The following is a 20000-nucleotide window of genomic DNA, read 5'->3' as shown; positions in this document are numbered from 1 at the left end:
CCTGCACATGCAAGGCCGCCCCGTGACTGCATGCAGCCAGAATTAGGAATTCTTGAGATGGGTTATGATGCGGGACAGGTTCTGGGCCTGAGCCGCCAACTCGGAAACAGCCTTGCTGGCTTCACCCATTGCCTGTGATGTTTCAGCCGCAATGGTGTTGACGTGCTCCACCGAACGGGCGATCTCTTCAGAGGAAGCGGACTGCTCCTCGCTGGCGGTTGCGATGCTACGCACCTGATCAGCGGTCTGCTCCGCAAGGCTGAGAATTTCCGCAAGTGCGGCGCCGCATTTTTCGGCAAGGTCCGCGGCAAGATTTACCTTGCCCACTGCCTGATCCATGCGCCGCACGCCTTCTTTGGAACTCTCCTGAATGGCCTGAATGGCCTTGCCCACATCCTGGGTGGAGGACATGGTCTTTTCTGCCAGTTTGCGCACTTCGTCTGCCACAACGGCAAAGCCACGGCCCGCCTCGCCAGCGCGCGCTGCTTCAATGGCCGCGTTCAGGGCCAGCAGGTTTGTCTGGTCGGCGATGTCCGAGATAACGGTCATAATTTCGTTAATGGCCTGTGCGTGGACAGAAAGGGTGTCCATGTTGGTTTTGAGGCCTATTGTTTCTGCCTGAACCTCGTCCATGGCTCGCCGGCACTTTGTGGTTACATCATCGCCTTCCTTGGCCTTGCCCTGAGTGGAAGCGGACAGGTTTGCCCCGGCTCCGGCGTTCTTGGCAACCTCAATAACTGTGGCGTTCATTTCTTCCACAGCCGTAGCTGTGTCCGCAATGCGGTGGGCCTGCTGCTCTGCGCCGTGCGAAGACTGCTCGATCTGGGCAGAAAGTTCTTCAGAGGCAGATGCGATGACGTTGACCACGCCTTCAAGCTGGGTGGCGGCGTCAAGCAGACCTTCCTTACGGGCTGTTTCTGCCCGCGCGGTGGCTTCTTCTGCCACAATCTGGGCCTTGCGGGCCTGTTCTGCCGCTTCCTGAGCCTTGCGGGATTCTTCCTTGGCGTGGTCAATGTGGCCCTTGAGGGCCGCCACCATGGCTACAATGGATTCGTACACGCCAGCCTTGGGGCTGCCATCGTCAATGTTGTAGTCGCCGTCCACAACCCGCAGGGCAATAGTGTTCAGTTCGCCGGGGTCTTTGCCCAGCTGCTTGTGGGTGCCGCGCAGAATGACAACCGCAGTGGCTGTTCCTGCCAGAATAGAGGCCACCAGCAGGCAGATAACCAAAAGTTTTGCCGAGGCATACAAGTCGTCGCAGCCTTTGCTGGCGGCCAGGCTGCCTTCCGTATTTATGCGGACAAGTTCAGTCAGGCTGGTGCTGCACTTTTCAAAAACAGCGCGTGTTTCACCCCGGGTGAGGCTTCGCGCTTCATCCATTTGTCCTTGATCTGCAAGACGAACAATTTGTTTGGAAGTATCCAGATAGCTCTGCCATTCGCGCAGAAACGCCTCATAAACCTTTCTTTCTTCAGGCGAAGCAATGAGGGCCGCATACTTGGATTTATTCGTTTCAATACTCTTCAAATAAGCGTCCATGCGGGTCTGGTAGTGCGCCCTGTCTTGCGCTTCAGGGCTGTTGGCAAGCTGTACCTGCGCCAGCCTAAAGCCAGTCATATCTATATTGAGATTCAAGGCGTATCGTGTGGACGGAAGCCAGTTCTGATTGATGTCTGTTGAGCCGTCATTGATTTTTGACATCTGCACAAGGCTGAAAAGTCCAAGGGCAACAGTCAGAACCATTAAAAAACCTGCCATCAGGGATAACTTGACACTCAACTTCATGATGCTTCTCCACTATAGTCTTATTGGTTAGTAGTGCTCGGTGTTGTGGTTTATATAAAATAAGAAACCTAATTATAACACTTGTTGTTGGAATCATGAAATCAATTCCATGATTTAAGATCTATCGGAACTATTTTTGTTTAGTATAGATATACAGAAAATGGATACGAGAATAAAAAAATGAATAATAAAGAAATATTCGTCTTGAATAAAAAGAAGGAATGGATTTAGAAGATTTTATTATATAAAAATAATATGATCATGGTTAATTTTAAGATGTTGCAGTGTAAAAAATATTTTTTGGTTCAAAAAAAATGTACAATATAGTAACTAAAAAAAGTGTATTTAAATTGTCATAAAATATATCATTGAACTAAGAATTGTTTAAAATTTACAGCCTGCTTGGATAAACAGGAAATAAAACCAAATTTAAAGTATAATTATGTTGTATTATTTATGCGCGAGTGCGAGGACAAAAAAAGCCGGAGCAATGCCCCGGCTTTTTCAGTAATATCCGCTGAACTGATTAGTAGCGGTAATGGCTGGGCTTGTACGGCCCTTCAACCTTCACGCCGATGTACTCGGCCTGCTCGGGGGTAAGCGTGGTAAGCTTGACGCCAAGGCGGGCAAGGTGCAGGCGGGCCACTTCTTCGTCCAGTTCCTTGGGAAGGGTGTAGACCTTGTTTTCCAGCGGCTCGGAGGCAAGCTTGAGCTGGGCAAGGGTCTGGTTGGTGAAGCTGTTGGACATGACAAAGCTGGCGTGCCCAGTGGCGCAGCCAAGGTTAACCAGACGGCCCTCGGCCAGTACAATGATGCTGCGGCCGGACTTGAGCGTCCACTTGTCCACCTGCGGCTTGATGTTCAGGCAGGTGATGCCGGGGGTGTTTTCCAGGTAGGACATTTCAATTTCGCTGTCGAAGTGGCCGATGTTGCACACAATGGCCTCGTCCTTCATGGCTTCCATATGGGCGCCGGTGATGACATGGTAGTTGCCGGTGCAGGTCACATAGATATCGCCCTGGGGAAGGGCGTTTTCAACCGTGGTGACTTCAAAGCCTTCCATAGCGGCCTGAAGGGCGCAGATGGGGTCGATTTCCGTCACCAGCACGCGCGCGCCAAAGCCGCGCATGGACTGGGCGCAACCTTTGCCCACATCGCCGTAGCCCACGACCACAACCACCTTGCCTGCCACCATGATGTCGGTGGCGCGCTTGATGCCGTCAGCCAGGGATTCGCGGCAGCCGTACAGGTTGTCGAACTTGGACTTGGTGACCGAGTCGTTGACGTTGATGGCCGGGAACAGCAAGGTTCCGGCGGCTTCGAGCTGGTAGAGGCGGTGAACGCCGGTGGTGGTTTCTTCCGAAACGCCCTTTACCTTGGCGGCAACCTTGTGCCAGTGCTGCGGGTCTTCCTTGAGGCGCAGCTTGAGGCGGTCAAGAATGCACTGAAATTCCTTGTTGTCGGTCTTCTGGTCAAGGATGGAGGGGTCGTTTTCCGCCTCAAATCCCTTGTGGATCAGCAGGGTGGCGTCGCCGCCGTCGTCCACGATAAGGTCGGGGCCGCTGCCGTCAGGCCAGGTGAGGGCCATTTCCGTGCACCACCAGTAGTCTTCAAGGGTTTCGCCCTTCCAGGCAAAGACCTTGGCCATGCCGCTTTCCGCAATGGCGGCGGCGGCGTGATCCTGGGTGGAAAAGATGTTGCATGAGGCCCAGCGGATGTCTGCGCCAAGGGCGTGCAGGGTCTTGATGAGCATGGCCGTCTGAATGGTCATGTGCAGGGAGCCGGTGACCTTGAGGCCCTTGAGGGGCCGGGTGGGGCCGTATTTTTTGATGCATTCCATGAGGCCGGGCGTTTCGCGCTCGGAAAGCTGCATTTCTTTTTTGCCAAAGTCAGCCAAAGATATGTCGGCCACTTTGTAGTCAAGGGTCAGGTCAAGAGGCTTAATCATTGTTTTCTCCTATCCGCAATTTTGTTGTTGTCGGTAAAATTTGGGGAAATATGGGCCGCTGGGCCAGGTTGTCAGCGGGCTTCGGCGCTGAGCAGAAGCATGGTCATGTTTCTGTTCACCTGCATGTGCTTGCAGTGCAAAACCGCAAAGCCAGCCGCAGCCAGATCAAGGCCAAGCTGCTGCTCGTCAAAGCCAAGCCAGCGGTCGCCGTAGCGGGAGCGCATTGTCTCATCGGCATGGCGTTGAAAATCGGCCACAAAAAACCTGCCTCCCACCGCCATGATGCGCCGGATCTCGCGCAGGCCTTCAGCCGGGTCAGAAAGATGGTGCAGCACAAGGTTGATGCAGGCAAAATCCGCCTCGTGGTCGCGCAGCGGCAGGTGGCTCAGTTCGCCAATACGCAGTGAAACGCGGCCCTCGGCCAGGTCCTCCGGCGTAAAGCGGCGGCGGCAGATTTCAAGCATGCGGGCGGAGCCGTCCACCCCAATGACCCCTTGCGCCTTTGGCAGCATGCGCGCAAGCACCGCGCCCGTGCCGCAGCCGAGGTCTACAGCGGTGCCGCATCCGTCAGGCATGGCATCGCAAACTGCCTCGGCCAGATCAAAGCTGCCAAGAACCTCGCGGTTCAACTCGTCCCAGTCTTCCGCAATGGCGTTAAAGAACTGGCGGGTTTTAAGCGCGCGTTCTTCAAGAATCTGGGCGGCCATATTGAGGTCTGCCCGCATGGCGGCATCCGGGTGGACAAAGGGGGTGATGGCGCGCAAAAAATCAAGCTCTTCGCCCGCGCGAGGTGTGGCATAAAAAACCCACAGGCCATCACGGCGCGAGGTGAGCAGCCCGGCCTCGGTAAGAATTTTGAGGTGTCGCGAAACACGCGATTGCCCCATATCAAGGATACTGACCAGCTCGTTGACCGAGAGTTCGTAATGCAGCAGAATATGAACCAGCCGCAGGCGGGTTTCGTCCGACAGAGCTTTGAAAAATAAAAGTGCCATTATCTGTCCAGGTTCAGTAAATCAAATTTGATTGATGTAAGTATCAATATATCAGCATATAGTCAATATGTTCAAAACAGGCATAGCCAGAAGCCCCCGCCCAGCAACACCCAAATCCCAGCCAGGATCAGGGTTGCCGCCTGTTTTCGAGGAAGGATAATGGCCGTATTCCGCAAACGACAGAAAGACTCTCAGCCCGTGCACGCCATGGAGGTCATGGCCTCCGTGATGGCGGGGCTCGGCGCGGCCCCCGGCCAGGGAGAAACGCGAGCGCGGTTGCAACAGCTCTGGCTCAACTGGGGCATGGTCATGGGGCCTGAGCTTGCGCCTTTGGCGCGGCCCATGGGGCATCATCGGGATGTTCTGCTTATAGGGGCAGAGGATGCCATGCTGGCGCAGGAGCTGCACCTTATGGCAGGCGAAATGCTGGAGAGGGTCAATGCCTTTATGGAACAGCCCTTTTTCAGCGCCATAAAGGTCAACCTGCTCATGGGCAAGGCAGGGCTGGACAAGGCCGCAACGCGGAAAACGGCAAATAAGGATAAGCCCGCGCCCCGGTTACGGCCACCAGAGCCTCTGTGCGCTGATGGCGTGTATCTGGAGGCAATGGATCCTGCATCGCCAGTGGCGCGTGCCTATGCGCGCTTTACTCGGCAGCGGCGCACACGCTGAAGAGCCAACGGTCAGACCCGGCAGAGCCGCAACCGCAATGCGTGTTGGGAATAACGAGTGCTCCGGGCAGAAAAAACTACCTGTGAGTGCCCTTGTCTTCCCCCTCCGGTTTTGTTCATGACAGGTACGGTTTTCCATTTTCTTTAGGGTAAACCGCAAAAGAAAACATATCTTTTTTAAGTATATATATTGGTGTGTTATAAATTTTAATTGCACTTTGTGCATGCGATTTTGTTGTTCGCTTGCTGCGCTTTATTGACAATGCTTCTGGTGCGGTGCTAGTTTTCCCCAACGTTAACTGGGGATTTTTGTGGCCATTGGTTGATGGTCTGAGCCTGCGGAGGGAATGAATGGACGTGCAGAAAACCATGGAAGACATTTGCCTGAAACAGGACAACGGCTGCGACTTTGCTTTTTGCGGTCGTCTTTTTTCGGAATGTTCCTGGTATGACGAAGCGCTTGGCACACTTACTCGCCAAAAGCTGTATGTGACTGAAAGCAATGAACAGATCTATTACATTGTTCGTTCCAGCGGTCAGGAGCGCAGCCGTCACGCCTACAAGCTGTTCATGCGTGGCGATGTGTGCGTGATCCATAACGGCGTGACAGAAATGGCCCTCCAGTTCGACATGCTCATGCTGGCAGTGCGTGGCCTGTGCGGCCTTGATTCTGGCGCGACCCCTTCGCTCGCCATGGTTGAAGAGATGCTCAAGGCAGCCAATGCCTAATCTTTCCATATAGCCGCAGTCACCGCGTACGCGTTGGCGGCAGCAACCTCCACATGAAACGGCCCTCTTTGCGAGGGCTTTTTCATTTTCTGCTTTCCAGATGCCTTGGCCCACACCCTGAGAGTGACCGCAGTATCCATAAACGTATGCTGCGGAAGGTTTGGCAAGGTCTTGTCCGGTCTTTGCTGGGCTGAAGCCTGGCGGCTCCGATTGGTGCCCGACCCCAAATTTTGGACGGGGCCGGGCACCTTGCGTCATCAATACAGGCCCAGCAGCTTGGGCATAAAGGTGGAGAGTTCCGGGAATGCGGTTATGACAGCCAGAGCCAGCAGGGCAGCGCCAATGAGCGGCAGGGCTGCTTTGCTGATCTGCTCCATGGTCAGGCCGCTGATCTTGGCCCCAACGTACAGGTTCACCGCAACAGGCGGCGTAACCTGACCCACGGCAAGGTTGGTGGTCATCATGATGCCGAACCACACAGGATCCCACTGAAAATGCGTCATAATGGGCAGCATGAAGGGCAAAAAGACGTAGTAGATGGAAATGGCGTCCAGCAACATGCCCGCAAGCAGCAGGATGATGTTGATCATGAACAGGACAATCCAGGGATTTTCTGAAACGCCCAGCAGAACGCCAGAACATTTTTCTACAAGCCCCACGGTTGATCCCACCCAGGAGTACAGGCCTGCGCAGGTAACCACAATCATGACAACGGCCGTGGCCTTGACGGTCTCCGTGAGAATTTCAACCATCACCGAAAGACTGTTGATGGTGCGGTAAATAAAGATGCCCACAAAGAGGCCGTAGAAGATGGCAACCGCAGCGGCCTCGGTGGGGGTAAACACGCCGCCGTAAATCCCGCCCAGAATAACTACCGGGGTCATGATGCCCCAAAAGGCCTCGCGCAGCGCCTTGCTGACAGGTTGTTGCCGCTCCTTGCCTTTGTACCCGTGCTTGCGGGATATAAGCAGCACCGCGCCCATAATGAATATGGCAACCACAACACCGGGGATAAAACCAGCTGCAAAGAGCGCAGGCACAGAAACATCCGCAACACCGCCATAAACGATAAAGGCAATGCTTGGCGGGATGACGATGGCGAGCCCCGAGGTAACGGAAACCGTTGCGGTGGCAAAGGCTTTATCGTAGCCAGCCTTGGCCATGCCGGGAATAAGAATAAGACCCAGCGCAGCAACTGTTGCAGGGCCGGAGCCGCTCACCGCGCCCCAGAAGGTGGCAACCGCAACCGTGGCGACTGCCAGCCCGCCTGTCATGGAGCCGACCAGCGCTTCCATAAGCGCCACGATGCGGGCGGCAATGCCCGCGCGCTCCATTATGTAGCCCGCCAGAATAAAGAAGGGGATGGCCAGCAGGGGAAACTTGGCTATTCCTGCAAAAAAATTGTAGGAAAGCATGTTGAGCCCCATATCCCACTTCCACACCACAGCGAGGGCGGAAAAGCCCAGCGCCAGGGCAATGGGCACCCGCAGCAACAGGGGGATGATAAAAAGCGCCAGCAGCCAGAATGCGGGATCGTGTAACAGGGAATCCATAGTCCCGCCTCCTAAAAGTTGTTGGCGCGCTGGTCTTCAACAGCCCTTTGCGCAATGCGGAAAATGATCAGCAGGGAAAACGCGGGCGTGGCGATGGTGTACCACCACACCGGAATCCCCAAAGCTTCGGAAGTTGCCTCGAGGTCGATTTCGTCCAGCACTTCGGTGAGCCCTGTCCAGAACAGAGCGCCAAAAAAGCATACCGCCAGCAGCACGGAGCCCCAGTAGCATACGCGGCGAAAACGCCGGGGCAGGGCATCGTACAGGGCGGTCATGCCCAGGTGTCCGCCTTCGCGGAATGCCCGGGCTGTTCCCAGCATGGTTATCCAGACAAAAAAATTGATGGTCAGTTCTTCTGTCCAGGCAAAAGAAAAAGAGGTGCAGTAGCGCACTACCACGTTGATAAAAGCAATGGCCGCCATAGCAGCCAGCATGAACGATCCCAGGTAGTCCTCAAACCGTCTGTCCAGCAAACTCCACATGTTCTTGCCCATCCCTGAAAAAGCCCCCTCCTGAGCCGCTGGCTGCAAAAGGGGGCTGTTGTAATGCTATTTCGCAGCAGCCATGTCCTGTTCTGCCGCCTTGACAAGATCGGGGCCGATCTTGGCCGTCCAGTCATCGCGCACGGCCTGTGTGGCCTTGAAGAACTGCGCTGTCTGTTCCGGCGTAAGGCGCGTTACCGTCATGCCATGTTGCTCAAGGCAGGCATAAGGATCGGTAATTTCCGGGAGCTTGCCGATTTTTTCAAGGTAGGCCTTGGACTGTCCGTCATCCATGCCGAGGCGGGAGAGCGCCTTGCCGTACAGCTCCATTTCCTTGGCGCAGGCCAGCAGAATCTGCTGGTCTTCAGGCGAAAAGCTCTTCCAAACGCCGGGGTTTGCGCCCAGCATCAGCGGGTCAATGACGTAGTGCCAATCGCAGAGAAATTTGTGATAGTCCCATATTTTCAAGGGAATGTTGATGCCGTTGGTGGGATTTTCCTGCCCGTCCACAACGCCTTGCTGAAAGCCCGTGGTGGCTTCGGCCCAGTTCATGTTGACCGGGTTTGCGCCCAGGGCGCGAAACGTATCAATAAAGATCGGGCTGCCCACCACGCGAATTTTCAGGCCCTGCATATCTTCAGGTTTGGTGATGGGGCCTTTGCTGGTGGTCATTTCGCGATAGCCGTTTTCTCCCCAGCCGAGAATTTTGACGCCCTTGCTTTCAACGGCGGCGATCAGCATTGCACCAGACTTGCCGGAGGTAACGGCGTCTATGGCCTTGTAGCGGTCTGGCTGCACAGCCATGAGAAAGGGCAGGGCCGTGAGGTTCAGTTCCTTGATCTGCGGCGACCAGTTGATGGGCGATGCCAGGGCAAAGTCAATTGCGCCGTTGCGCAGCATGAGAAATTCGGAAGTCTGCTTGCCTGCCAGCAACTGGCTGGAGGGGTAGACCTTGATGTTGATACGCCCGTTGGTGCGCTCATGCACCAGTTCCGCAAAGCGGGCCGCCGTGAGGCCCCACCCGGATGTTGCGCCTGGCACCACGCTGAGTTTGTACTCCGCCTTGTAGGCCGCCGCCTGTTGCGGCAATGCGGTCAACACGCCGCCCGCCAGCAGGCAGACGAACACAACGCCCCATGTCCAACGCAAAAAGCCCTTCATAAAAACGGACTCCTCATCAAAAAGGTGAACGAAAAGGCCTTGCTCGCAAAGAATTGCGGGCAAAGATCAAGAATGCCGCGCCGGTTGGAGCGCGGCGGCTTTGTCCTGAAAACGAGATCCTTAAGGCAGCCTTGTGGGCCGATGGACGCCGGCAGGTGTTGCAGCGGGGCTTGTGGCCGGGCGTTGCCGCTGCAATGTACCCTCGGTAAAAAAAGATCACGTGCAAAGTTTTGGTAATGATGCCAGACTTATGCCTGGGGGTCGAGATTTTTTTAAGCGGCAGCATCATGCTTGGTCGGCATAGTTACGGTGTGCGGCAAGCGTGTTGAAAGCGGGCAGCAAGTCATTTATCATCCACAAAGAATGAAAATACGCATGCTAGTTGCCGCGAGCGCATGGCATGCACAATGGTAAAAGCCAGCGAGGCAGGCATGAGCAATATGATTACGCCCGGCATGAACGGCACGTCAGAAACCACTGTTACCGAGGCCATGCTGGCAAGCACGGTGGGCAGCGGCAAGGTCAGCGTGTTTTCCACGGCCATGATGGTGGCCTGGATGGAAGGCACCGCCGTGGATGTGGTGCAGCCAAGCCTGGAAGACGGGCAGACGACTGTAGGAACCGGCATCAGCGTCAGCCATGTGGCAGCGACGCCGCAGGGTATGAAAGTGCGTTTTACTGCGGAAGTAACCGCAGTTTCCCCCAATGGCAAAGGCCTGAGTTTCAAGGTGGCTGCCTATGATGAAACCGGGCTGATCGGCGAGGGCACCCACGAGCGCGTGATTGTGAACAAAGATAAATTTGAGAGCAGAACCAGGGACAAGGCAAAAGCCTGACAAACGTCCCTCCCTGCGGGATTTCGGCGGCACTGGCATATGGGCTTTTGCCTAAAAACACAGTAAACTACTCGTGTCTATGCAACCCTTAAGGAGTAGTTATGGGCAACCTTACCTTTGTCGGCATATCGGGCAGTCTGCGCAAGGCTTCGCGCAACACCGGGCTTTTGCGGTGCTGTGCAGCGCATCTTCCTCAGAACGTAAGCCTTGAAATTGCAGATATTTCCGCTTTGCCGTTTTACAATGCGGATATTGAAAAACCCGCTGTGGTGCAGCGCCTCATTGATCAGGTGAGCGCGGCGGACGGGCTGGTTCTGGCCTGCCCCGAATACAACTATTCTCTTGCTCCCGCGCTGAAAAACTCGCTGGACTGGCTCTCGCGCGAACCCGACCTCGCGCCCCTTACAGGCAAAACCGCCTGCATCGTGGGCGCTGGCGGCGGCATGGGCACATCGCGGGCGCAATACCATCTGCGCCAGGTATGCGTGTATCTGAATCTGCACGTGCTGAACAAGCCTGAGCTTTTTTCCAACGCTTTCACGCCTGCCTTTGCTGATAACGGCGATGTGCAGGATGAAGGCCTTGCAAGTCAGGCAACGGCCCTCATGCAGGCCATGACCGACTGGACGCTACGGCTGAAGTAGGCTCTATCTGCCAGCCCCGTAGAAAGGTCGCTGCCTCGGCAGTGGTTTTCTGCGGGGCTGCGCGTTGATGCGGAGTGGAAGATGGCTGCCTGTCAGGTAAAAAACGCACAGCGCTTGAGGTACCAGAGTCACCGGTTTGAGCGCATGCCGGGCATGAGTCTGCTGCTGGACGCGTTTGCCCTGGTGGATTGCAGCGTGGCGGAGTCCATCGCGCTCCAGGGGGAGCCGCCAGCCTGCGGGCCGGGGTGCTGCTATTGCTGTATCCAGCCCATCCCGGCGACTCCACTGGAAATTCTGGCCTTGCGCCTTTTTGCAGAACTGGAGCTTCCACCCTCCAGGCGGGATGCTCTCAAAGCAACCTTTGCGCTGTTCCACGGAGAGCGGGCAACTCTTGGGGACGCCTGCCCTTTCCTGCTGGAGAAATGCTGCGGCGCTTATCCTGTGCGCCCGATGGCGTGCAGGCGCTATGTTGTTTTCGGCCAGCCATGCAGTGCGGGCGAGGACGCCACCCAGACCCGGCCTGCTGATGTGCTGCATCCGCGTCAGGCTACCATGCAGGCTGCCTTGCGGCTCACATTACCCTGGTACAGGGAGCGCTATTCCCTGCCGGAACACATTACTGCGGAAGAAACACAGGCTTTCTTTCGCGGTGTCACCACGGTCTTGCAGGCCGTGCCTTGGGCAAACTACGCCTGATCAAGCCGATGCAATCTGACCGCCAGCCACGCCAGCCCAAACTCGTCAACCAGCTCAGGCTGGTCAGGGTTTTGACAAGTCAAGCCGGAGCATGGGGCCATTGTTCAGGCTCACAAAAAGGCCCAGCGGGGCATTGACTGCCTGACTCACGGGCACTGCCAGATATTCGCCGACTTTCCAGCCTTCAGCCGTGAAGTGGATTTGTTCGCCTGCCAGCGCAGTCAGTATTTGCTGGTAGACGGTGCCTCCGGCGGTGCTGTTTGCAACTATCTGTCGTTCCAGAATATGGGATGCCGCAAACCGTTGCAGAAATACGGGCATAAGCCTGCGCCAGTCAGTTTTATTGAGCCGCAAAACCGCAATGCGTTCAATCTTTGAAATATCCTGCCCGTGAAGCACCAGCCACAGATCGCTGAAAGTGGTGGTAGCTGCCGTGGGCTGCGCGTTTGTCGGAGCGCCATTGGCGCGCACCAGCCACGCAGCGTCAATTCCCGCATCATGCAAGGCCTGCGGCAAGCCGAGCGTTACGGGCTTTTGCGCGGCCATGCCCGCAGGCGCTTCCAGCGCCGTCACCGCTGCGGAGGCCGCGGGCGGCGCGCTGTATACGCCGCCAAGGCCCAGCATCCAGGCTGCCCAGAGGTTGGGCCATGTTTCTGGTTGCGCGGGCAAAGCCTCACCCATTTGCACAGGAAAGACCGTCGCCGGAATACTGCGCTGCACCACAGGCAGGGGCAAATTCTTGTCTATGGCTCGCTTGCGCGCGCCGGGCCGGTATATTTCGCCAAGCAGGCCGAAGCGCGGCGGCGCATCCTTTGGCTGGGCGGTATCGCCCATGACCTGCAATGTATCGTAGCGTTCCTGCAATTGCAGCCCAAGGTGGAGCATGCCGCCGTTGGCGGCATTGGCTGTGGTGTTGCGCCAATTGGAGCTGCTGGCAAGCATAAGCAGCAGAGGAATGAGCAGCGCAACCATGAGTGCCCGCTGAGGTAGCCGCGCCAAGGAGCGTTCCACCGCAGGAAAGGCGTTCAGCAAGCCCCAGAGGGCAAAGCCGCAGGCATAGGCTGAAAAAATTGTCAGGCCTGCTGGCAATTTGCCAGTGGAGCTGATGGTCACATCGCTGAGGGCATGCAGCACGGTAAGCAGGGCTGACAGTCCCAGATACGCAGCTATGGCCAAAACTGCCATCAGCAAGCCGGAACGCGCAGTCCCCTTGCTCACGATGGAGCATTGCCCGCGCATGCCCCGCAACACAAGCACCAGCAGGAGAACAGCCCACGGCCACAGGCCGTCAAAAAACCAAAAGGCCACCTGCCGCCATTCGTCAAAAGCTGCGGCAAGCTGGCGCAGCTGTACGTCTGTGCCAATATGGCGGGCAGCCCTGCGCACCTGATTGCCCGGAGCAAGAAAGGAAAACAGCAAAGCTCCGAAAACCCATAGCCACAGAACGCCCATATGGCGCAGGCGGGTGCGGGCGCTTTGCGTGACATCGGGTCCCGTCTCCCTGCTTGCAAAGCGATCCGCAAGGGCCAACAGCACAGCAACCGTGCATGCCGCCAAAGCCGCCAGCGCCGAATGTTCAAACACACCCACGGTCAGTACACCCACAATGATGGCCTGACGCCGCGCCTTGCTGGCCTCGGTTGTCGGAGCGGCCCACAGACGGCAGAGCATCCACAGAAAGACAAGGGTCATGGCCTGCAAAAGGCCCATGGTGAGCGCATCTGTCAGCAGGTAGAAGTTGGGCAGGCTCTGATGACCAGCGAGCACCACAAGCACGCCCAGCAACCCGCAAAAAGCGGCCGCGCCGCGCTGGACGCTTACCACCCGCGCAAGGCCGAACAGGCCAAGGCCGAACTGCGCCGCAACGCCCGCGCAAACAAGCCCGTAAAGGGGGCGGATTTCCCCGGCCTTGCCAAGAAAAACCGCCAGAAAGTGGTAGGTGTAGCGTCCGCTCCAGGTCAGCCATTCGCGGGCAACTTCATACAGCCCACCGGGCAGATCAAAGGGGAACATGGCTCTGGTGACTTCATCAAAGTCATCCCCGCGCGGAAACAGAAAGCCAAAGGCATAGGCAAAGGGCAGCAGCAGCGCCACCAGCGCCACCCACCAGCACCAGCCGGGGGCAGGCAAGGTGAAATGATGCGCCTGAAGCTCATGGGCCGGGGATTTCCCTCTGTGTGCGGGGCAGGAATCGGCAGGGTGCGCCATATGCTGACAGACCTTGTGTTTGCGCGGGAGGCCCCGTATCCGGAACCCCCCGCGCTGTATTTTGGGAATGTATGCTGGCCTCGCCAGAGGCAAGAGGCCGAGCCTGCATGTGCAGGCCGCCTTATGATAAGGCTGTTATTTTACGTCAATAACGCGCACTTCGCCGCGCACATCGTTGACTTTTTTGCGGAAGGTCTGGCGGCGGTCTTCGCCGTCCACCTGCCCGGCCAGCCATTCAACCACGTGCATGACAGGGCGTTTGTCGCGCATGTTGATGAGGCAGCGGCCAATACCGATCTTGCACGAGGGGCAGCCCACAATTACGGGGCCGTCGTTGCCCTGCTCAAAAGCCTCACCAAGGCGCAACTGCTTGCGCGAACGCAGCAGGTTGTAGATATCGGGCGAGGTCATGGCGCCCATGCCCGATTCGCCGCAGCAGCCAGGGTTGAGCGTAATCTTGGCGCCGCTGAAGTCGCCCAGCGCCTTGATAATCTGTTTTTGTCCCTTGATCTTGTGCACATCGGCCCATTCGCAGTGGCACGCGCCGTGGTACAGAACCTTGGAGCCTTCCGGTAGGGGAGCCTTGAGCTTGTCCTTGTCCAGCAGGGGCAGGGTAAGCTGCCCCACATCACGCAGGGTCAACTGCGGGAACTGCGTTTCCATGTGCAGGCGCTCAAGGCCGTCACGGCACGAGCCGCAGGCTGTGACCAGATGCTTGCAGTCAAAGCCCTGCTTGGCAAGATTGCGCAGCATGGAGGCCAGATACTGCCGGTTCTGGGCCATGTTGTCTTCAAAGGCCGTATCCATGCCCGCAGCCAGCAAGGGGAAGCCGCAGCACATGTGCCGGGGCGGCACGGCTACGGCAAAGCCGGCCTTGAGCAGCAGCATGATGGAAGAAACACCGATGCGGTCATAGAACAGCGCGCCGCCGCAACCGGGGAAGTACAAGACGCAGGGCATGCCCGGCGTTGGCTCGGCAGGCGCAAAAATGGAACCCCTGTGCAGCTTGAGGGTTTCATACAGATTCGTGTAGCCCATCTTGGGGCCGCGCCCGGAAAAGAGCGGGCTCTTCAGGCGGCGTTTCCACATATCTGGCACGAAACCGAGAAACTTGTTCTGCATCTTTTGTCCAAGGGAGGCCATTTTGGCCGCCTTGGGCACACGGTGCTGTATATCGCGCGAGAGCCATTCAAGGGCATGCCCCTTGATGGGGTGCCCGCCAGCGCCTTCGTGTTCCAGCAGGGCGCGCAGGGTGAGGGCCACCTCACCCGAGGGAATCTTGACCGGGCAGTTGGCCATGCAGCGGCCACAGGCGGTGCAATGCTCCACAATATCGCGCAGGGCCTTGTGCAGGCTTTCCTCAATGCGGCCCTTGTTGACCTGGCTGTAGTATACAGCCTCCAGCAGCATGCCCAGCACCATGTTCTTGTTGCGGGGGTGGTACTGCATGGAGCGCTCGGGATAGCACATGGAACAGACCTGCTTGCACTTGCCGCAACGCGTGCAGACCTGAATGGAGGTGAGCAGGCTGATGAGCTTTTCCTTGTCGGGCAGGCCGCTTTCACGAATATCGCGGATCAGGCGGTTGAACGAGAAGGTAAAGGGGCGCACCGGCAGCTCGCGGAAAACCAGCTTGGCCGGGTTCATCACATCGCGGGGATCCACGCGCTCTTTGAAAGCGCGCAGGGCGTCCATCTTGTCTTTGCCGAAAAAGGCGATCTTGGTGATGCCGATGCCGTGCTCGCCCGAAACCTCGCCGCCCATTTCCTGGCACTCGGCCATGATGCGGGCTGCGGTTTCTTCCGCTTCTTCAAGCATGTGAGCATCGTTGGAGTTCACGGGGATGTTCACATGACAGTTGCCGTCGCCCGCGTGCATATGGCTGGCAACCACAATGCGGCTGGCATCCATGTATTCCCTGATCTTGTCGATCTTTTTGGCAAGATGGGGGTATTTTTCCTTGAGCTTGGCAAGAAAGTCTTCTGCGCGGGCGGCCAGTTCCATATCCGAAATTTCGGTGGCGGCAACATCGCCCGAGGCAGCCTTGGAGGCCTGCGAAAACTCGCGGTTAAAGTCTTTATCTTCCATGGGGAAGCCCGGCAGACGACCCACTTCCTGCAAGGCGTAACGGTAGGAGGCCGCCGTGCATTCCAGGTTGATCTGCTCGAGGAACAGCGCAAAGTCGGGGATGCGGTCCATGGGGATGACCACGTCCTCGTTCATCTTGAAGCCGGAGGTGCGCTTGGCGATGGCCGAGAGCCTGTGGCGGTCTTCCCAGAAGCGCTCGCCTTCCTTTTCATCAGCGGCAACGATGATGTCCACGTTGTCCTGCTGTTCCACAACGCTCACGATGTCGCCCACGCACTTGTCGAGCAGGTAGGGATCGTCGCCATCCACCTGCAGGATGATGACCGAAATGGGCGAGCCCTCGTATTTCTCGGACTTGCGCTTGTATTCAATGGCCTGCACGTACTTGGCGTTGAACTCTTCCATGGCCGACAGGTGGGCGTAGTCGCCTTCCTGCCGGATGCGGTTGCGCAGGGCCACCAATTCTCGTACCACCACGGCGGCGGGGTGCATGGAGCGCCCAAAGAATTCAAGCACCATGACGCGGCTGTACTTGGGCTTGGGGTGAACGATAAAGCAGGCTTCGGTAATGATACCGTCCACGCCTTCTTTCTGCATGCCCGGCAGGCCGCCCAAAACCTTGTTGGTCACGTCCTTGCCAAGGCCCGGCAGGCGTATTTCGTCGCCGCGCAGGTGTACCACGTTGCGCACGCCGCCGCTCACGTCCTTGACCACAAAGACGGCGGTTTCTTCGGGCAGGATCTTGTGGCGGGGGTGGTTTTCACGCTCAACGGTGATGATTTCACCCGTGGGCGTGACCATGCGCCACCACAGCAGGTTGTCCAGCGTGGTGCCGTACTCAAAGGCGCTGGGGCCGCCCGCGTTTTCAGAAATGTTGCCGCCGATGGTCGATGCCTGCTTGGAAGCCGGGTCAACGGAAAACAGTGCGCCCTCGGCATCCACGGCGTTGATGACGGCCTGGGTGATGGCCCCGGCCTGACAGGTGACTGTCATGGCTTCAAGGTCAACAGGCCCGATGCGCGTCAGCCGGGTGAGGCTGACAATAACCGTGCGCTTGCGCGCGGGTACAGCGCCGCCGGTCATACCGGAGCCGCCGCCACGCGGAATGAGCGCAAACTTCATGTCGTTGGCGAGCTTTACAAGCTCGGCCACCTGCTCGGTATTGTCTGGCTCAACCACCAGCAGGGGCAGTTCCATGCGCAAGTCAGTGGCGTCTGTTGCCGATTCCACCATGGCGGCGGGATTGGTCAGAATGCATTCATCGGGCAAAACGCCGTGCAGGGCGTCCACCAGTTTGGCGCGGAAGGCGGTTTCGGCCTCGTGGGCCGACCAGAACATGGTCAGGCCTTCGCTGATGGCCGTGGCGTAATAGTGCGCCAGGGAGACCGATTCCTTGTCATAGCTTTCGCGCACGCTGGTGCGCACGGTTTCCGCATTGATAAAGGGGTTGTAGGCCACCAGAAAAAGTTCTTCGGCTATGGCGATGGCCAGGTTGCGCACAGATTCGGGCCATTCTGCAAAGTCATCAATATTGATGCGCAGAATCCTGTTCACCACATAGTCGGGAGAAATGGAGATATGCGGACCCTTGTGGGGCATGACGTTCTACCTCGTAAAGCTCGATGAAGCTCTTGCGGCGTTGCCGCCGGTCAAATCCGTGAAGACAGGCGGGGCATGCTCAATCCACCCCCTGTTTTCCCGCGCATTGGCGAGTCGCCCAATAGCCGACCATGCCGAACCGATGCCCGTAGTGATGCGGGGTCGGGCGGCATGGCAGTTTGGAAAAAACTCGCGCTCTCGGCAGGCCGCAGGCCGCCGACACTGTTCAAACCCATCGGGCAAGCCGAAGGTCTGCAACGCGGGGGAAGCCTTTTCTCTACGTTCTATATTGATGGATGGCAAGTGCGCAGGGCATTGGCCCACGCATGCCATTCATGATTCCGCCTGCCATAACAGGATTAGTAGTCTTTGACATTTGGCAAGCTGTAGATATCCTTCTGCCAGACGGGGTTTCTTTGGATCTCCGGGTACTCATCTATGGAGCTATCGCATGTTTATTTTTAAATTACAGCCAATTACGGATGTCTTTGACTGGCTGCACTCAGCCTGGGAGCGTGCAGCCACCCAGCGCCGCGTGGCCCTTTGCATCCTCTGGGTATATCTGCTCGCCCTGCTTGGGGTGGAACTCAAGCGCATGGGCATTCTGCCTCCGTGGCTGGCCGCGATTACGCCGCACAGCCATTTTTACGCCATCCATCTGGCCTTTACCCTGATTCTGGTGCTTGAGGTCATGAGCCTGATTCTGGCGATCCCAAGTTCCCTTTCGCAATCCATGGGCAAGCAGTTTGAGATACTTACCCTTATTTTGCTGCGCAATGCCTTTAAAGAACTAGCGCATTTGCCGGAGCCGGTCAGCGTGGTTAACGACCTGCTGCCGGTTATCAGCATAGCGGTTTCCGGTGCCGGTGCCTTGTGCGTGTATCTGTGCCTTGGCCTGTACAAACGCATCGCACGGCAACACCTGCATTTTATCGCCACAGCCGATCTGCGCATGCGCTACGTCATGAGCAAAAAAATGTTGGCCTTGGCCCTGTTTGTAATATTTCTGTTCATCGGTTCCCGCGATTTTATGCACTTTGTGAAAACCGGCGAAGACCTCAAGTTTTTTGAAACTCTCTACACGGTGCTGATTTTTGCAGATATCGCCATGGTGCTCATCGCACAGCGGTACATGCCTGCCTTCCATGCGGTGTTCCGCAATTCGGGCTTTGTCATAGGCACCTTGCTCATGCGGCTAGCCCTTTCCGCAAGCCCCTTGTGGAGCCCTGCCATTGGGCTTTTCGCAGCGCTCTTTGTGCTGGCCGTGACCTGGGGCACCAATTATTTCACGCCCCTCCGGCATCAGGGCTACTGTGTGCGTGAGGTGGAATCCACGGATTAGAACCCCTTTACAGGGAAAGACTGCACAACGAAACTGATTAGCCGTGCAGCCTTTTTTATGGCGCAGAGTTTTCCCCGCAGAGGGGCCACGCAGAACAATATAGACAATCATTGTTGGCAATGTCCGTACCCCGGTTGGTCAGATTAACGCCAACGCTGCACTGCTGGCTTTAAATGAAAACACCCCGCATCAGACGATGCGGGGTGTTGCTTTTGGAAGGGGAGAACCGCCTGGGTTTAGTAGGCGTGTTCGTCCTTGAGATCCTCGTGCGTCACAGGGGCGGAGAAGGTCTTGTACAGCCAGAACTGGTACGCAAGCACGATGGGCACCATGACCAGAGCCACGCCCAGCATGATCTTGAGCGTCAGTTGGCTGGAAGCGCCGTTAAAGGCGGTGACCGTGGCGGCAGGATCAATGGAAGATATGATCATGCCGGGGAACATGCCCGCAACGCCAAAGAAGGTAACGCCAAGAATGAACACGGCGCTGCACGCCCAGGCCAGCCACAGCTTGCCCGCACCCAGCATGACGCGCGCGCCCACAAGGCCCGCCAGCGCCAGCAAGGGCAGAACAAACAGAACAGGCATGGCCAGAAAGTTTGCATACAGCTTGGTGTACATGGCGGTGAGAACCAGAAAGACCACCAGCAGCAACAGCATGACAGGCCACAGGAAGGTGGCCGATGCCACTGCGCGGGTTTGCAGGCTGCCTGTGCTCTTGATGGCCAGCCACAGGGAGCCGTGCAGCAGGAACATGCACAAAAAGAACACGCCGCCCGCAAGGCCGTAAATGTTCAGCAGGCCAAGCAGGTTGCCGTGGTATACGCCCTTGACGTCAATGGGAATACCCATGAACAGGTTGGCGAAAGCCACGCCCAGCAGCACGCAGGGGATCAGGTTGGCAAGAAAATGCACACCGTCCCACAGGGCGCGCCAGCTGTCGTGTTCCACCTTGTTGCGGAACTCGAAGGAAACAGCCCTGAAAATAAGGGCGAACAGCAGCAGAAGCAGCGGGGCGTACAGTGCGCTGAACATGACCGCATAGGCCTTGGGAAAAGCCGCAAAGGTCACGCCGCCAGCGGAAATAAGCCACACTTCGTTGCCGTCCCAGAAGGGACCGGCAGCATTGTACATGATGCGGCGCTCAGACTCGTTTTTGCCCAAAAAGGGCAGCAACGCGCCAAGGCCAAGATCAAAACCGTCCAGAATAAAGTACACGGCCCACAACAATGCCCACAGCACAAACCAGATGGTTTCCAACATG

The 20000-nt window shown here is 57.1% G+C and carries 15 protein-coding genes; 6 read left to right on the top strand and 9 right to left on the bottom strand.

Annotated features, from left to right (window positions below):
- Window positions 1-42: 42 nt before the first annotated feature.
- The 3 genes from NE637_RS11470 to NE637_RS11460 all read right to left on the bottom strand — a co-directional run bounded on the left by NE637_RS11470 (window position 43) and on the right by NE637_RS11460 (window position 4728).
- The gene (locus NE637_RS11470; protein WP_192113102.1) at window positions 43-1785 is read right to left on the bottom strand and encodes a HAMP domain-containing methyl-accepting chemotaxis protein; all 1743 of its coding nucleotides are present in this window, start codon (window positions 1783-1785) and stop codon (window positions 43-45) included.
- Window positions 1786-2311: 526 nt separating this feature from the next.
- Window positions 2312-3733 carry an adenosylhomocysteinase gene (ahcY, locus tag NE637_RS11465; RefSeq protein WP_227118788.1) on the bottom strand — a complete coding sequence of 474 codons (1422 nt, stop codon included), beginning with the start codon at window positions 3731-3733 and terminating at the stop codon, window positions 2312-2314.
- 71 nt (window positions 3734-3804) lie between these two features.
- Window positions 3805-4728, bottom strand: coding sequence for an ArsR/SmtB family transcription factor (locus tag NE637_RS11460; protein ID WP_192113100.1), 924 nt, complete (start codon window positions 4726-4728; stop codon window positions 3805-3807).
- Window positions 4729-4887: 159 nt separating this feature from the next.
- Between NE637_RS11460 and NE637_RS11455 the strand changes: the two genes are divergently transcribed.
- Together NE637_RS11455 and NE637_RS11450 are read left to right on the top strand one after the other, a co-directional pair.
- Window positions 4888-5400: a DciA family protein gene (locus NE637_RS11455; RefSeq protein WP_227118787.1), complete on the top strand. Its 513-nt coding sequence runs from the start codon at window positions 4888-4890 to the stop codon at window positions 5398-5400.
- Between the two features lie 350 nt (window positions 5401-5750).
- Window positions 5751-6128 (top strand): hypothetical protein, encoded by a 378-nt coding sequence (locus NE637_RS11450; protein WP_227118786.1) that lies wholly within the window; start codon window positions 5751-5753, stop codon window positions 6126-6128.
- Window positions 6129-6385: 257 nt separating this feature from the next.
- Here NE637_RS11450 and NE637_RS11445 read toward each other — a convergent pair whose 3' ends face one another.
- Genes NE637_RS11445 through NE637_RS11435 form a run of 3 tightly spaced genes read right to left on the bottom strand, consistent with a single transcriptional unit; the run spans window position 6386 to window position 9324 of the window.
- Window positions 6386-7681, bottom strand: a complete 1296-nt coding sequence (locus NE637_RS11445; RefSeq protein WP_192113098.1) for a TRAP transporter large permease — start codon at window positions 7679-7681, stop codon at window positions 6386-6388.
- Between the two features lie 11 nt (window positions 7682-7692).
- The gene (locus NE637_RS11440) at window positions 7693-8175 is read right to left on the bottom strand and encodes a TRAP transporter small permease (RefSeq protein ID WP_225530006.1); all 483 of its coding nucleotides are present in this window, start codon (window positions 8173-8175) and stop codon (window positions 7693-7695) included.
- Between the two features lie 54 nt (window positions 8176-8229).
- Window positions 8230-9324 (bottom strand): DctP family TRAP transporter solute-binding subunit, encoded by a 1095-nt coding sequence (locus tag NE637_RS11435; RefSeq protein ID WP_227118785.1) that lies wholly within the window; start codon window positions 9322-9324, stop codon window positions 8230-8232.
- Between the two features lie 431 nt (window positions 9325-9755).
- Here NE637_RS11435 and NE637_RS11430 point away from each other — a divergent pair, with 431 nt between their 5' ends.
- From NE637_RS11430 to NE637_RS11420, 3 genes are all read left to right on the top strand, one after another.
- Window positions 9756-10160 (top strand): thioesterase family protein, encoded by a 405-nt coding sequence (locus tag NE637_RS11430; protein WP_227118784.1) that lies wholly within the window; start codon window positions 9756-9758, stop codon window positions 10158-10160.
- Between the two features lie 101 nt (window positions 10161-10261).
- Window positions 10262-10804 carry an NADPH-dependent FMN reductase gene (locus tag NE637_RS11425; protein ID WP_256267739.1) on the top strand — a complete coding sequence of 181 codons (543 nt, stop codon included), beginning with the start codon at window positions 10262-10264 and terminating at the stop codon, window positions 10802-10804.
- An 81-nt stretch (window positions 10805-10885) separates the two neighbouring features.
- Window positions 10886-11500 carry a YkgJ family cysteine cluster protein gene (locus tag NE637_RS11420; protein ID WP_192113094.1) on the top strand — a complete coding sequence of 205 codons (615 nt, stop codon included), beginning with the start codon at window positions 10886-10888 and terminating at the stop codon, window positions 11498-11500.
- Between the two features lie 63 nt (window positions 11501-11563).
- On the opposite strand, the gene NE637_RS11415 is transcribed toward NE637_RS11420, so the two are convergent.
- Together NE637_RS11415 and NE637_RS11410 are read right to left on the bottom strand one after the other, a co-directional pair.
- Window positions 11564-13708, bottom strand: coding sequence for a hypothetical protein (locus NE637_RS11415; RefSeq protein ID WP_227118783.1), 2145 nt, complete (start codon window positions 13706-13708; stop codon window positions 11564-11566).
- Between the two features lie 135 nt (window positions 13709-13843).
- A complete protein-coding gene (locus tag NE637_RS11410; RefSeq protein ID WP_227118782.1) occupies window positions 13844-17395 on the bottom strand; it encodes an FAD-binding and (Fe-S)-binding domain-containing protein in 3552 nt (1183 codons plus the stop codon).
- A gap of 451 nt (window positions 17396-17846) precedes the next feature.
- Here NE637_RS11410 and NE637_RS11405 point away from each other — a divergent pair, with 451 nt between their 5' ends.
- Window positions 17847-18737 (top strand): hypothetical protein, encoded by an 891-nt coding sequence (locus NE637_RS11405; protein WP_215647482.1) that lies wholly within the window; start codon window positions 17847-17849, stop codon window positions 18735-18737.
- A 236-nt stretch (window positions 18738-18973) separates the two neighbouring features.
- Here NE637_RS11405 and cydB read toward each other — a convergent pair whose 3' ends face one another.
- Window positions 18974-19999 carry a cytochrome d ubiquinol oxidase subunit II gene (gene cydB, locus NE637_RS11400; RefSeq protein WP_192113090.1) on the bottom strand — a complete coding sequence of 342 codons (1026 nt, stop codon included), beginning with the start codon at window positions 19997-19999 and terminating at the stop codon, window positions 18974-18976.
- Window position 20000 lies beyond the last annotated feature (1 nt).

The organism is Desulfovibrio desulfuricans, assembly GCF_024460775.1.
In the GTDB taxonomy this organism is placed as follows: domain Bacteria; phylum Desulfobacterota; class Desulfovibrionia; order Desulfovibrionales; family Desulfovibrionaceae; genus Desulfovibrio; species Desulfovibrio desulfuricans_E.
Note: the sequence above shows the minus strand (reverse complement) of the source record. Positions and strands in the feature narration are given on the sequence as shown.

Bases quoted from the DNA above. Each gene is read 5' to 3' on its own strand.
- NE637_RS11470 (WP_192113102.1), bottom strand. From the start codon at position 1,785: ATGAAGTTGAGTGTCAAGTTATCCCTGATGGCAGGTTTTTTAATGGTT.
- ahcY (WP_227118788.1), bottom strand. From the start codon at position 3,733: ATGATTAAGCCTCTTGACCTGACCCTTGACTACAAAGTGGCCGACATA.
- NE637_RS11460 (WP_192113100.1), bottom strand. From the start codon at position 4,728: ATGGCACTTTTATTTTTCAAAGCTCTGTCGGACGAAACCCGCCTGCGG.
- NE637_RS11455 (WP_227118787.1), top strand. From the start codon at position 4,888: ATGGCCGTATTCCGCAAACGACAGAAAGACTCTCAGCCCGTGCACGCC.
- NE637_RS11450 (WP_227118786.1), top strand. From the start codon at position 5,751: ATGGACGTGCAGAAAACCATGGAAGACATTTGCCTGAAACAGGACAAC.
- NE637_RS11445 (WP_192113098.1), bottom strand. From the start codon at position 7,681: ATGGATTCCCTGTTACACGATCCCGCATTCTGGCTGCTGGCGCTTTTT.
- NE637_RS11440 (WP_225530006.1), bottom strand. From the start codon at position 8,175: ATGGGCAAGAACATGTGGAGTTTGCTGGACAGACGGTTTGAGGACTAC.
- NE637_RS11435 (WP_227118785.1), bottom strand. From the start codon at position 9,324: ATGAAGGGCTTTTTGCGTTGGACATGGGGCGTTGTGTTCGTCTGCCTG.
- NE637_RS11430 (WP_227118784.1), top strand. From the start codon at position 9,756: ATGAGCAATATGATTACGCCCGGCATGAACGGCACGTCAGAAACCACT.
- NE637_RS11425 (WP_256267739.1), top strand. From the start codon at position 10,262: ATGGGCAACCTTACCTTTGTCGGCATATCGGGCAGTCTGCGCAAGGCT.
- NE637_RS11420 (WP_192113094.1), top strand. From the start codon at position 10,886: ATGGCTGCCTGTCAGGTAAAAAACGCACAGCGCTTGAGGTACCAGAGT.
- NE637_RS11415 (WP_227118783.1), bottom strand. From the start codon at position 13,708: ATGGCGCACCCTGCCGATTCCTGCCCCGCACACAGAGGGAAATCCCCG.
- NE637_RS11410 (WP_227118782.1), bottom strand. From the start codon at position 17,395: ATGCCCCACAAGGGTCCGCATATCTCCATTTCTCCCGACTATGTGGTG.
- NE637_RS11405 (WP_215647482.1), top strand. From the start codon at position 17,847: ATGTTTATTTTTAAATTACAGCCAATTACGGATGTCTTTGACTGGCTG.
- cydB (WP_192113090.1), bottom strand. From the start codon at position 19,999: ATGTTGGAAACCATCTGGTTTGTGCTGTGGGCATTGTTGTGGGCCGTG.